Annotated in this window: 9 protein-coding genes and 1 pseudogene; 5 read left to right on the plus strand and 5 right to left on the minus strand. The window is 42.3% G+C overall.

Annotated elements, in window-relative coordinates; translation table 11 throughout:
- Positions 1-873 (minus strand): iron chelate uptake ABC transporter family permease subunit (locus tag HMPREF0849_RS08515; protein ID WP_001159842.1); only part of this gene is annotated, 873 nt, incomplete at its 3' end.
- Positions 863-1,822, minus strand: a complete 960-nt coding sequence (locus tag HMPREF0849_RS08520; protein WP_000777211.1) for an ABC transporter permease — start codon at positions 1,820-1,822, stop codon at positions 863-865. The genes HMPREF0849_RS08515 and HMPREF0849_RS08520, both read right to left, overlap by 11 nt.
- 233 nt (positions 1,823-2,055) lie before the next feature.
- On the opposite strand from HMPREF0849_RS08520, the gene pepA reads away from it, so the two are divergent.
- Positions 2,056-3,120, plus strand: a complete 1,065-nt coding sequence (pepA, locus tag HMPREF0849_RS08525) for a glutamyl aminopeptidase (protein ID WP_000209158.1) — start codon at positions 2,056-2,058, stop codon at positions 3,118-3,120.
- A gap of 20 nt (positions 3,121-3,140) precedes the next feature.
- Positions 3,141-3,437, plus strand: coding sequence for a bacteriocin immunity protein (locus HMPREF0849_RS08530; protein ID WP_000840144.1), 297 nt, complete (start codon positions 3,141-3,143; stop codon positions 3,435-3,437).
- A 97-nt stretch (positions 3,438-3,534) separates the two neighbouring features.
- Here the strand turns inward: HMPREF0849_RS08530 and HMPREF0849_RS08535 are convergent, their stop codons facing one another.
- Positions 3,535-5,166, minus strand: a complete 1,632-nt coding sequence (locus HMPREF0849_RS08535; RefSeq protein ID WP_000026661.1) for a Na/Pi cotransporter family protein — start codon at positions 5,164-5,166, stop codon at positions 3,535-3,537.
- 332 nt (positions 5,167-5,498) lie between these two features.
- Between HMPREF0849_RS08535 and HMPREF0849_RS08540 the strand changes: the two genes are divergently transcribed.
- On the plus strand, positions 5,499-10,223 hold the full coding sequence (locus HMPREF0849_RS08540; protein WP_000653743.1) for an endo-beta-N-acetylglucosaminidase: 4,725 nt from the start codon (positions 5,499-5,501) through the stop codon (positions 10,221-10,223).
- Between the two features lie 118 nt (positions 10,224-10,341).
- On the opposite strand, the gene HMPREF0849_RS08545 is transcribed toward HMPREF0849_RS08540, so the two are convergent.
- A complete protein-coding gene (locus HMPREF0849_RS08545) occupies positions 10,342-10,710 on the minus strand; it encodes a hypothetical protein (RefSeq protein WP_002879744.1) in 369 nt (122 codons plus the stop codon).
- Between the two features lie 84 nt (positions 10,711-10,794).
- Positions 10,795-11,721, minus strand: a complete 927-nt coding sequence (locus HMPREF0849_RS08550; protein ID WP_000764449.1) for a helix-turn-helix transcriptional regulator — start codon at positions 11,719-11,721, stop codon at positions 10,795-10,797.
- Positions 11,722-12,074: 353 nt separating this feature from the next.
- Between HMPREF0849_RS08550 and HMPREF0849_RS08555 the strand changes: the two genes are divergently transcribed.
- Together HMPREF0849_RS08555 and HMPREF0849_RS08560 are read left to right on the plus strand one after the other, a co-directional pair.
- Complete coding sequence (locus HMPREF0849_RS08555) at positions 12,075-13,274, plus strand: phosphoglycerate kinase (protein ID WP_001096770.1); 1,200 nt, start codon at positions 12,075-12,077, stop codon at positions 13,272-13,274.
- 165 nt (positions 13,275-13,439) lie between these two features.
- A pseudogene (locus HMPREF0849_RS08560) lies at positions 13,440-13,936 on the plus strand (putative cross-wall-targeting lipoprotein signal domain-containing proteiin); the annotation flags it as partial.

Genomic DNA, 13,936 nt, shown 5'->3' on the forward strand with positions numbered 1-13,936 from the left:
CGCAAAGACTCGTTCGATAAGGGCTTGCCCCAAGGTCAAACTAATAAATCCAATCAGAATGGCTACGATAAAGAGCAACTTGTGCCGATAATCTTTGACAATCAGGTAAGTGAGATTGGCCAGCATAAAGCCGAAGAAGGCCATAGGCCCTACCAAGGCAGTAGCTGTTGAGGTCAAAAGCACGATGCCCCAGAGTAGCTCTCTCTGTTCTTTTTCAACATCGAGTCCCAGTATCTGAGCCGTTTCTCTTTGCAGGTGCAAGACATCCAGAACGACTGCTTTTCGAAAGAAAAAGATTGTCAAGGCAAGGATGATCAGAGAACTGATGGCTAGGATGGAAGTGTTGAGATGCTGAAAGGAGGCAAAGAGACTGTTCTGCAGTTTATCGTATTCATTTGGATCCATCAGGACTTGGAGGAAGGTACTGATATTTCGAAAGAGACTTCCGAGTGCTAGACAGATTAGCAGGATGAAGACCAGATTTTGCTTCATCAGCGTCTTCAAGTAGCCTTGTAAGGCGAGAAAAAAGAGGGATTGAAGCAGAAGCAAGATTAGAAATTCTAAGACAGGAGACTTTCCAAGCTGTAGAAATTTGCTTTCAAATATCAGTAGCAGGGTCTGTAGCAGGACATAGAAGGATTCGATTCCCAAAATACTTGGCGTCAGAAAGCGATTTTCCGTCAGGGTTTGAAAACTAATGGTCGAAATCCCTGTCGCGATGGCTACCAAGAGATAAACGATGATTTTTTGGGAACGTAGCTTCCAGGCAAAGGCAGACAGGTTAGTGATGGGCCAAAAGTAGAGGAGACAAGCTCCGATGGCCAGAATAATGAGAAGGCAGAAGAGCTTGGTATGTTTGCTTTTAAACTGCATCCTTTTGTCCCCCTCTCCAGAGAAGTAGGATAAAGACGAGGCTACCGATGATTCCTAGTAGGAGACTGACAGACAGCTCATAGGGCCGAATCAAGACTCGAGAGAGGATGTCACAGGCAAGAACCAGATTGGCTCCGACCAGAGCGACCATGAGTTTGGTTTGGCTCAGATTATCTCCATAGCGCTTGCGGACAAGATTGGGAACGATGACCCCGAGAAATGGCAAGGCACCCACGGTAATCATGGTGACACTTGTCGTTAGTGCCACTAGAAAAAGGGCCAGCTTTTCAAGTAGGGAGTAAGAAATCCCCAAACTCTCACTGGTTTCCTTGCCCAGATTCATGATGGTGAAGGTTTGGGATAATTTCCAAACGGCTATCAGGATAATGAGGCCTAAGAAGAGCCACTCATACTGATGGGTCTGAATCATGGAGAAGGAGCCCTGGGTCCAGGCCGTCATACTCTGAACCAGATTGAAACGATAGGCGATAACTTCTGTGATAGAACCGGTAATCCCACTATAGATGATCCCGATCAAGGGCAACATCCACCTTTCCTTTATAGAAAAAATAGTCATAAAGGCCAGGAAGAAGAGGGTAAATAAAATGGATGAGCCAAAAGCAAAGAGCATCTTTTGGGTCAGACTCGCAGACGGAAAGACAAAGAGACTCAACACCATTCCCAGTTTGGCGGCTTCTGTCGTTCCGACTGTACTCGGAGCAGCAAATTGATTTTGAGTGATGGTCTGCATGAGGAGTCCTGCCATGCTCATACTGGAGGCTGCAAGGAGAATGCTGATGGTTCTTGGAAGACGCGACTCTTGAAAGAGAAGCCAAGTCTGTTGGTCAAAAGCAAAGAATTTTTCCCAAGAAAAATCACTGGTTCCAATACTAATGGAGAGAAAGACCAGGAGTAGAAGTAAGCCTGTTAAAATATGAGAGAGTTTCATGCCCCGTCCTTTCATGTAGATTTGGTATAAAAATACCCTTGGAGATAATGTAACACGATTTTTTTAATCTGTCAATAAATTTTCTGACAATTTAATGTAAAAAGAAAGAAAAATTCCTGAAATAATATCTGCCCCTCTCTTTTATTGGAAAACTGAGTAAAAACCAATCCACCTTTCCACTATCCTTCTCCTATAAAAAGTGGTAAAATGGAGGACAGAAAGAAGGAACTGATATGACAACATTATTTTCAAAAATCAAAGAAGTAACAGAAATCCCTGCGATCTCAGGTCATGAAGCGCCTGTCCGTAGCTATCTTCGTGAAAAGTTGACACCGCATGTGGATGAAGTAGTGACAGATGGCTTGGGTGGTATTTTCGGTATCAAGCATTCAGAAGCTACTGATGCACCACGCGTCTTGGTCGCTTCTCACATGGACGAAGTTGGTTTTATGGTCAGCGAGATTAAGCCAGATGGTACCTTCCGTGTCGTTGAAATCGGTGGCTGGAATCCTATGGTGGTCAGCAGCCAACGCTTTAAACTCTTTACTCGTTACGGTCGTGAAATTCCTGTGATCTCAGGTTCTGTCCCTCCACATTTGACTCGTGGAACAGGTGGACCAACCATGCCAGCTATCTCTGATATCATTTTTGATGGTGGTTTTGCGGACAAGGCTGAGGCAGAAAGTTTTGGCATTCGTCCTGGTGATACCATCGTGCCAGATAGCTCAGCGATCTTAACAGCCAATGAAAAAAATATCATCTCAAAAGCTTGGGACAACCGCTACGGTGTCCTCATGGTGAGCGAGCTTGCAGAAGCTTTGTCAGGTCAAAAACTCGGAAACGAACTCTATCTTGGCTCGAACGTCCAAGAAGAAGTTGGTCTCCGTGGTGCTCATACTTCCACAACCAAGTTTGACCCAGAAGTCTTCCTCGCAGTTGACTGTTCACCTGCTGGTGATGTTTATGGTGGCCAAGGCAAGATTGGGGATGGAACCTTGATTCGTTTCTATGATCCTGGTCATTTGCTTCTCCCAGGTATGAAGGATTTCCTTTTGACAACAGCTGAAGAAGCAGGTATCAAGTACCAATACTACTGTGGAAAAGGTGGAACGGACGCTGGAGCAGCTCATCTGAAAAATGGTGGTGTCCCATCAACAACCATCGGTGTCTGCGCTCGTTATATCCACTCTCACCAAACTCTCTACGCTATGGATGACTTTCTAGAAGCCCAAGCTTTCTTGCAAGCCTTGGTGAAAAAATTGGATCGTTCAACGGTTGATTTGATTAAACATTATTAAGCATAAGGGAGGTGGTCGGGATGGCAGAACCAAACCTAGAAAGCCTTATAAGAGATCTCTACAACCATGCTCGTCAGGGTTTGAGTGAAGATTTAGTTGCTGCTCTCCTAGAGACTGCTAAAAAACTACCCACTACAAATGAGCAATTACTAGCAGTCCGTCTCTCAGGACTTGTCAATCGTGAATTGCTCATCAATCCCAAACACCCAGCACCTGAATTGATCAACTTGGCGCGCTTTATCAAAAGAGAAGAAGTCAAGTATAGAGGCACTGCAGTTTCTGCTATCATGTTTGGAGAACTCTTTAAAATGCTTTGATTCCATTGTGAATCAAAGCATTTTTTTATATGTCAGAAAAGAAATTCTTGATGAGGAGACGAAAAAAGCCATCCCATTCAGGATAGCTTTTTGTTTATTAGATTTGTTCAGCGATAACCTTTTCAGCTAGGTTCATAGCATGGTCAGACACACGAGTATAGTGGGAAATGATGTCGATAAAGTTGACTCCAGCTTGTGTAGAACACTCACCCTTGTTAAGGCGTTTGATATGGGTCTTTCTGAGAACACGTTCCATATTGTTGATTTCTTTATGGCGTTCAATCAGACTCTGAGCTTTTTCAATATCATTGTTTTCCACACTATCAAGGGCATCCTTGATAAAGTCAGTAGTTTTTTGATAGATATCCGCTAATTCCTCTAAAGCAGCATCAGAAAATTGAACATTCTTACGTTGAAGGTAGTCTGTTAGGTTGAGCAAGCCTTCTGCGTGGTCCCCAATCCGTTCCAAATCACGAGATGAATCCAGGATGTTAGTCAAGACTTCGCTTTCCTTTTGACTCAAGGATTCGCTTGAGAGTCTGATGAGGTAACGAGTGAGTTTTTCATCGATGGTGTTGATGGCTTCCTCTGTCTTGTGCCCTTTTTCAGCTACCTTTTCATCCAAACCGATGATATAGGTATAAGAAAGGTCAAAAGCTTTGGCTGCATAGTTCCCCAAGTGCAAGAGTTCTTTTTTGGCATTTCCTAGAGCGATAGAAGGAGATTGCTGGATAAGTTGCTCGTCGAGATAGAGGGGCTCGTACTTGACAACCTCGTCTTCACCAGGGATGAGCTTGGTTACAAAGTAGGCCAAGGCTCCGATGAACGGAAATTGTACAATGGTGTTACTTACGTTAAAGGCACCGTGAGAGAAGGCGATGGTCATCTCAGGTGAGAGGTGAAGGAGTGCCTGGAAGTACTCGATCATAGCAGTAAAGGGGCCTAATAGGATTAAGCAAAGAATAGTTCCTAAAACGTTAAAGGTAACGTGGGTTGCCGCAACGCGCTTTGCAGAGACATTGGCTCCAGCTGCCGCAATGATAACTGTTAGGGTTGTCCCGATATTATCCCCGAAGAGAACTGGTAGTGAACCTTTAAGGTCGAGGAAGCCACCTGCATAGAGGCCTTGCAAAATCCCGATTGTAGCCGAAGAGGCCTGAATGAGGACGGTAATCACTGCACCGGCCACCACTCCTAAAATGGGGTTTTGTCCCAAAGTGACCATATACTCCTTGAATTGTGGTAAATCTTTAAGTGGGCTCATACCGGCACTGATGAGGTTAAGGGCGTAGAAGATTCCCCCGACACCAAATAGGATGCGCCCGATATTGTTTGCTGTTCTGTTTTTTGTAAAGAAGAGGAACATAGTCCCAAGGAAAATCAAGGGTAAAGCATACTCACCAAGCTTGAAACCGATGATAAAGGAAGTAACGGTGGTTCCAATATTGGCTCCCATGATAATTCCGATAGCCTGTCTAAGAGTGAGAAGACTAGCACTGACCAGCCCAACCGTGATAACTGTAACCCCTGTACTTGACTGAATCAGGGCAGTCACGACAATCCCGACTAGAACACCTAAAAAGGGATTGCTAGTGTACTTGTCAATGTAAAAACGAAGGCGATCTCCAGCAGCTTGTTGCAAACCGTCTCCCATGGTCTTAATACTGTACAAAAACAGTCCTAGACCTCCTAAAAAGTGAAATAAAATTTCCTGCCAATTAATGGACATTTCTTTTTCCTCCGAAAAATAATAACGGAATTTCTCCTATTCTATTTTAAAGGATAAAAGTAAATCTCACAAGTGTTTAGCTGAAATTTTCATAAGAAACAAGAACTTTCTTTTAAAATGAGAGATAGATTTCCTTTGAGATAGATGATTTATAGGATTGTGTCCAAATTTTACTGATTTTTATCCTAGTTATAGTTTTTATGTTAAATAGATTGACATCGCTTTCATATAGGATAAAATGAAGATGATCCTGTTCTGGTGGTGTGCACTGAGAACAGTTACTTTTTATCAAAAAGTAAAGCGCTTACTTTATTTTTTATTAGGAGGATAAGATGAAAGATCTATTTTTTGAAAAACGTTGCCGTTACAGTATTCGTAAGCTGTCAATCGGGGCCTGTTCCTTGATGATTGGTTCAGCTCTATTTGTGAGTCCAGCTCTTGCCGAACAAGTCGCAGTCCCTGAAACAGCTGCAAATACGAGCGCCCAAGCTACAAGCGCTAGTGAAACAGCTAATCCAGATACTGTAGCCCTTGAAAAACAATTAGAGGAAACTGAAAACAAAGTAGCTGAGCAACCAATTTCAGAAAACACTCCAGCAATAGCTGATTTGGTCAATGAAAAAGAAGAGGCAAAACCCGCTCCGGCAGATAAAGCTGAAAAACATGCTCAACCAACTGAAAAAGGAGAAGTCAAACCAGAGGAAGCTCCTCAAGTGGCTGAGAAGAAAGCCGACAAACCGACTCTAGCAGACGTTCCTAAAAATGAAGAAAAGAGTCTCCGACCAAAAGAAATCAAATTTGATACTTGGGAAGATTTGTTAAAATGGGAACCGGGTGCGCGTGAGGATGATCCTATTAACCGTTCCTCAGTTGAACTCGCCAAGCGCCACAGAGGGCAGTTGGTCAATGAAAAAGCAAGCAGAAGAGCCAAGGTCCAGGCGCTGGCAAATACCAACTCAAAGGCCAAAGACCACGCTTCTGTTGGTGGAGAAGAATTCAAGGCCTACGCTTTTGACTACTGGCAATACTTGGATTCAATGGTCTTCTGGGAAGGCCTAGTTCCAACTCCAGATGTCATTGATGCAGGCCACCGCAACGGAGTTCCCGTTTATGGAACACTCTTTTTCAACTGGTCAAACAGCATTGCCGACCAAGAGAAATTTGCCGCTGCTTTGAAACAAGATGCAGATGGCACCTTCCCTATCGCACGAAAACTCGTCGATCTTGCTAAGTACTACGGATTTGATGGCTATTTCATTAACCAGGAAACAACGGGCGATTTGGTAGCACCTCTTGGTGAAAAAATGCGCCAATTCATGCTCTATACAAAGGAATATGCAGCTAAGGTCAACCACCCAATCAAGTATGCTTGGTACGATGCCATGACCTACAAATATGGTCGTTACCACGAAGATGGTCTAGGTGATTACAACTACCAGTTTATGCAAAAAGAAGGAGACAAGGTCCCTGCGGACCAATTCTTTGCCAACTTCAACTGGAATAAGGAAAAGAATGACCACTCCGTAGAGATGGCCAAATGGCTAGAACGTAGCCAATATGATGTCTTTGCAGGCTTGGAATTGCAACAAGGTGGCTCTTATAAGACCAAAGTCAAATGGGATGCCCTCTTAGATGAAAAAGGCAAGTTGCGTTTGTCACTTGGACTTTTTGCACCAGATACGATTACCAGTCTAGGAAAAACAGGCGAAGACTACCATAAGAACGAAGACATCTTCTTTACAGGCTACCAAGGAGATCCAACGGCTCAAAAACCAGCAGATAAAGAGTGGTATGGAATTGCCAATTTAGTTGCTGACCGCACACCAGCAGTTGGCCGAACCTTCACGACCTCCTTTAATACAGGTCATGGTAGAAAGTGGTTTGTAGACGGTAAAGTTTCTAAGGATTCTGAGTGGAACTACCGTTCTGTTTCTGGTGTCTTGCCAACATGGCGCTGGTGGCAGACTTCAACGGGGGAAAAACTTCGTGCAGAATATGACTTTACAGATGCCTATAATGGAGGTAACTCCCTTAAATTCTCAGGTGATGTAGCTGGTAAGACGGACCAGGATGTGAATTTGTATTCTACCAAACTAGAAGTAACTGAGAAAACCAAACTTCGTGTTGCCCACAAGGGAGGAAAAGGCTCTAAAGTTTATATGGCTTTCTCTACAACACCAGACTACAAATTTGAGGATGCAGCTGCATGGAAAGAACTGACTCTCTCTGATGACTGGAAGAATGAAGAATTTGACCTCAGCTCACTAGCTGGAAAAACCATCTATGCAGTCAAACTCTTCTTCGAACATGAAGGGGCTGTAAAAGATTATCAGTTCAACCTAGGACAATTAACAATTTCGGACAATCACCAATCACCACAAGCGCCGACTGGACTCTCAGTGGTGAAACAATCTCTTAAGAATGCCCAAGAAGCTGAAGCAGTGGTTCAATTTTCGGGTAACCAAGATGCGGATTTCTATGAAGTCTACGAAAAAGACGGGGATAACTGGCGTTTGTTGACAGGTTCATCTGCTTCAACCATCTACTTGCCAAAAGTTAGCCGTTCTGCTAATGCGATTGGTAGGACTCAGGAACTGAAAGTCGTTGCAGTTGGTAAAAATGGCCTTCGTTCTGAAGCGGCGACGGCATCCTTTAACTGGGGGATGACTGTTCAAGATACCACTCTCCCAAGACCTTTGGCTGAAAATATTGTTCCAGGGGCAACGGTTATTGGTAGCACTTTCCCAAATACTGAAGGTGGAGAAGGCATTGAAGGTATGTTGAACGGTACCATTACTAGCTTGTCAGATAAGTGGTCTTCAGCTCAGTTGAGCGGTAGTGTGGATATTCGCTTGACCAAGCCACGCCGTGTTGTTAGATGGGTCATGGATCATGCGGGAGCTGGTGGAGAATCCGTAAACGACGGTTTGATGAACACCAAAGATTTTGACCTTTATTATAAAGATGCAGATGGTGAATGGAAGTTAGCTAAGGAAGTCCGTGGCAATAGAGCGCACGTTACGGATATCACTCTTGACAAACCAATCACAGCTCAAGACTGGCGCCTAAAAGTTATCACTTCAGATAACGGAACACCTTGGAAAGCCATTCGTATCTACAACTGGAAGATGTACGAAACACTAGATACAGAAAGTCAAAATATTCCAATGACTAAGGTAGCTGCCCGTTCACTTGGAAACCATCAAGTTCAACTAGGTTTCTCTGATGTTCCAGCGGGTGCAACCATCACCGTTTACGACAAGGCTGATTCACAAACACCAATTGCAACCTTGAAGTCTGAAACTGGAGGCGACTTGGCAACAGCACCATTGGGCTTTGACAAGCAACCAACTCTCCTCTACTATCGTACCCAACTACCTGGCAAAGAAATCAGTAACACCTTGGCAGTAGCAATTCCGCAGGATGAGAGAAAAATTGCTGCAGTTAGCCTTGAAAAAGGACCTAAGAAGATAGTTTACAAAGAGGGAGAAAAACTTGACCTTAGAGGTGGGACTCTCCGTGTTCAATACGAAGGGGGACAAGCCGATGAGCTGATCAACCTTACTCACTCAGGTGTGACAGTATCTGGCTACAACGCTCATCAAAAAGGGGAACAAAAGCTCACAGTCAGCTACCTTGGACTTCCAGTTACTGGTGCCTTGAAGGTACAAGTGACTGGTCAAGATGAAGGGAAGCCGAAAGAAGTAGCAGGCTTGTACATTACTCAGAAACCGAAAACAGACTATCTAGTAGGAGAGCAACTGGATCTTGCAGAAGGTCGCTTCGGCGTTCTCTATGATGATGAGACAGAAGAAAGTCATGCCTTCACAGATCAAGGTGTTGAAATTACAGGCTACGATGCTCAGAAGACTGGACGACAAACCTTGACCTTGCATTACAAGGGACACACCGCCGAGTTTGATGTCTTGGTTTCTCCAAAAGCAGCTGTCAACGATGAGTACCTCAAACAAGAAATCACTGCTGCCCAAGGCCGTCAGTCAACTCTTGCCTACACCTTCTCAAGCGAGGACAAACAAGCAGCACTAGTAGAGAAGCTCAATGCAGCGAAAGCTGTTGCAGAAAACCATGATGCCAGTCAAGAAGAGGTCAACAGAGCTTTGAATGAGTTGAAACAAGCAGGGACAGACCTGGATGGAAATCAACGTTATCAGACTGCTAGAGAAGAATTGGAAGGCTTGCTCGAATCTGTCCGTGAAAAAGATTCCCAAGCTGAGTTGATTGAACAAGCAGAAACTTTATTAGCTTCAGAGATGCCAACTCCTCAAGCGTTTGCGGAAATGAAAGAAAAGCTAAATAAGAAACTAGCTCCTGCAGAAGAAAGTCACCATATTGGAAGTATGGATCCAAATGAAGTGGCTCCAACGGTTGAGGCCCTCCCTGAACTAGTTATTGAAACTGAAACAACAGCCTTTGAACGTCAGGAGCGACCAAACTCCGAACTTCTCAAAGGACAACGCCGTATTGTGCAAGCTGGAGTTGAAGGTCAAGTCCGTCGCTTTGTAGAAGTAGATAGCCAAGGCAAACGCACTCTTCGTTCGACTGAGGTAGTCAAGGAAGCAATCCCAGAAATCACCGAAGTTGGAACAAAAGTTCTATCAAGCAACCAACCAGCTGAAGGTGTGAAAGATTTAGTTCTAGAAACTCCGAAACTGGAAATTGAAGAGGGGACAGTTTCCTTCGAACGTCAGGAACGACCAAATGCAGCCCTTCTCAAAGGACAACGCCAGCTAGTTCAAGCAGGAGTTGAAGGCCAAGTTCGTCGCTTTGTAGAAGTTGATGCTCAGGGCAAACGCACCCTTCATTCTACTGAGGTTCTCAAGGAAGCTCTTCCAGAAATTGTTGAAGTAGGAACGAAAGAGGATCAAGTCTCACAAACAAGGGATCAAGCTCTTTCAGCAACACCAGCAAAAGTTGAAGAAGTAAGTAAAGAGCTGCCAAATACGGGAGCGACAAGAGATGCTAGTCTAGTAGCGCTGGGACTTCTCGGAGTAATGAGTGGCTACGGCTTGCTCTCTAAAAAGAGGAGAGAAGACTAATCAGATTTACGAATCTTGGATTTTCTCATAAAAATAAAAAAACAAGGTTTGACTGTAGATTAGTTAGACCTTGTTTTTAGTTTTGAAATTGAAGAGTAAATTTGAAGCTAGATTTTTGTTATTCAATTCCTTGGATAAATTTTTGGAAACGATAGGTGTCGAAATAAATATTGGATGCAACTAATTTATCAAATTCATCGAATTTCAGAAATTCTGCGACATCCAGTTCAAGTTCTTTTCCTTGAGGAGAATGTAGACGGTATCGATTTAAAGCTGAGACTGCTCGACCATCAACAAGTAATTGCTTCACTTCAAGATGCTGGCTTAAAGCATAGAATTGGCCTGCGCCTTGCAAATAAACATCACGTCCTTGTCGAATTTCTATACTATCGCACATGCCATAATCAAAGTTTTCAGCTACGAAATCTTCCCAGCCTCCCTCATTTACTGCCGTAAAATAGCTTTCTGCAAGTGTTTTTGTATCCATTTGGAACCTCCTGTAAAATAATTGGGCTATGATGAATATCACGAAATATTTTGCCCACTTAAGAGTATACAAAAGGAAATATGACTACAGGTTGTCATATTGCTGAAGATTTTTTTTGAGAGTACTGACCAGTAGATTTTGTAAGTGACTTGGGGATACGACCTTTACTTGATAACCAAAACTTAATAGTAAATCAAAAAATGAAGGAGTTAAAGCTCTAAATGCCTGAACTTTTATTATTTCGTCCTCGACTCTGATTTCTTCTTCCGTGAAGTAATCGTAGATTTTTGGAAGTGCAAATCTTGTAAAAACTAGTTCGATTTCTTCTCTTTGCCCCTCCACTTTATGTTTTGGGGGATTTAAAAAAAGCTCTAACATTTCTTGAGATAAACGTGGATAATCGAATGATTTATCTTTTATCTCCACTGGTTCTAGTTCTCGAATTCGAGTTAATTTAAAAATACGAAAATCTAATTTTTCTAAGCAGTAACCGATAACATACCAAGCATTCAGTTTATAGATCAATCTGTATGGGATAATTGTTCGCTGACTTTTCTCTTGTTTTTTCGAATAGTAAGAAAAAGAAATCATCTGTTTAGATTGTATCGCTTCCTCAATGTCTAGTAAATAATTTGTATTAAGAGTCCAGGAACTGAGATCAAAGTAAAAAGGACTGTTTGCTCTTGTAATTTCTTGAGAAGACAGCTTGTGTTCGATACTGTCAAGACTTGAATGACCAACGATTTTACTAACATTTTGGCTCATATTAATGATAAACTGTCTCTCCTCCTCAGTGAAAAAGTTTCTGTCTATCTTATAGTCGCTCGGTATATAGAAACCTCCCTTATCTCCACGTTCCGAATAGATTGGGATCCCCGCTAAACTGAGTGTATCCATGTCCCTATATACAGTTCGAGTAGATATTTCAAATCTCTCTGCAATCTCTTTAGCTGTTATTCTCTTCTTATTTGAAAGAGACAGTAAAATATAGATTAGTCTTTCTAATTTCATGGTAGCAATTCCCCTTCTTTTAATCTCAAATAGCACAAACTAAAGAAACTATTTTAGTTATATTGTATAATAAGAAACCTAGCAATTCAAAAAGAAGGACTGTAGAGTTTAGAATATTAAGGATTAAAATGTTAGAAAAAGAATGGTATAGAAGTAATTAGGTAGATCAATCAAGAAATTTACCTAAATTATTCCAACCGAATTATGTGAAAATTGCCATTTCCCGTACGGTAATCCTAGATTTTTAGGTTAGTAGATAGAAGAATGAACAAGAAAAGTTTAGGGTTTTTCTATCTCTTTTGCGGATTTTGTGATATAATTAACACGTATAAAAAAAGAAGGAGTCATATCTAATGGCAAAATTGACTGTTAAAGACGTTGACTTGAAAGGGAAAAAAGTTCTCGTTCGTGTTGACTTCAACGTACCTGTTAAAGATGGCGTGATTACCAATGACAACCGTATCACTGCAGCTCTTCCAACTATCAAGTACATCCTTGAACAAGGTGGACGTGCAATCCTCTTCTCTCACCTTGGACGTGTAAAAGAAGAAGCAGACAAAGAAGGTAAATCACTTGCTCCTGTAGCTGCTGACTTGGCTGCTAAATTGGGACAAGAAGTTAAATTTATCCCAGGTGTTACACGTGGTGCTGAATTGGAAGCCGCTGTTAACGCTCTTGAAGATGGACAAGTTCTCTTGGTTGAAAACACTCGTTTCGAAGATGTTGACGGCAAGAAAGAATCTAAAAACGATCCTGAACTTGGTAAATACTGGGCATCTCTTGGAGATGGTATCTTCGTAAACGATGCATTCGGTACAGCTCACCGCGCACACGCATCTAACGTCGGTATCTCAGCAAACGTTGAAAAAGCTGTTGCTGGATTCCTTCTTGAAAATGAAATTGCCTACATCCAAGAAGCAGTTGAAGCTCCAGAACGTCCATTCGTGGCTATCCTTGGTGGTTCAAAAGTTTCAGACAAGATCGGTGTTATCGAAAACTTGCTTGAAAAAGCTGATAAAGTTCTTATCGGTGGTGGGATGACTTATACATTCTACAAAGCTCAAGGTATCGAAATCGGTAACTCACTTGTAGAAGAAGATAAATTGGATGTTGCGAAAGCTCTTCTTGAAAAAGCAAACGGTAAATTGATCTTGCCAGTTGACTCAAAAGAAGCAAACGCATTTGCTGACTACACTGAAGTGAAAGACACTGAAGGTGAAGCAGTAGACCCAGGTTTCCTTGGTTTGGATATCGGTCCAAAATCTATCGCTAAATTTGATGAAGCTTTGACTGGTGCGAAAACAGTTGTATGGAACGGACCTATGGGTGTATTTGAAAACCCTGACTTCCAAGCTGGTACAATCGGTGTCATGGACGCTATCGTGAAACAACCAGGTGTGAAATCAATCATCGGTGGTGGTGACTCAGCTGCTGCAGCCATCAACCTTGGCCGTGCAGACAAGTTCTCATGGATCTCTACTGGTGGTGGAGCATCAATGGAACTCCTTGAAGGTAAAGTTCTTCCAGGATTGGCAGCTTTGACTGAAAAATAAATAGTTAACTAAAAGAAGATGGTGTGACCATCTTCTTTTTAATTTAATTTATAAATAGGTGGAATTTTTCTATAAATAAAAAAAAAGAGTAAATAATTGCATCTTGCCTTGTAAAGTGCTAGTATAAGGAGTAATGACTAAATTTAGATAAGGAAATGACTTATAATGAAAAATAAAAAAGAAGTCTATGGATTTCGTAAAAGTAAAGTTGCGAAAACGTTGTGTGGCGCTGTTTTAGGAACAGCTTTGATTGCTTTGGCAGACAAAGCAGTATTTGCTGATGAAGTTACAGAGACAACTAGTACAAGTACGGTTGAGGTAGCTACTACAGGGAACCCAGCCACAAATCTACCTGAAGCTCAGGGTGAAATGAGTCAAGTTGCCAAAGAAAGCCAAGCTAAGGCTGGTTCTAAAGACTCAGCTTTGCCAGTAGAAGTATCATCAGCTGATTTGGATAAAGCAGTTGCTGATGCAAAATCTGCAGGAGTTAAGGTAGTTCAAGATGAAACAAAAGACAAAGGAACAGCCACAACTGCTACAGAGAATGCTCAAAAGCAAGATGAGATTAAAAAGCGACTAATGCTAAACAGGCTGAAGAAGTAAAGACAAACAACTGAAAGCAATAATAAAAAAAGAAGTACGCAAGCTCATCAGGCTAGAAA

It is taken from the genome of Streptococcus sp. C300 (assembly GCF_000187645.1).
GTDB classification, from domain to species: Bacteria; Bacillota; Bacilli; order Lactobacillales; family Streptococcaceae; genus Streptococcus; species Streptococcus oralis_CQ.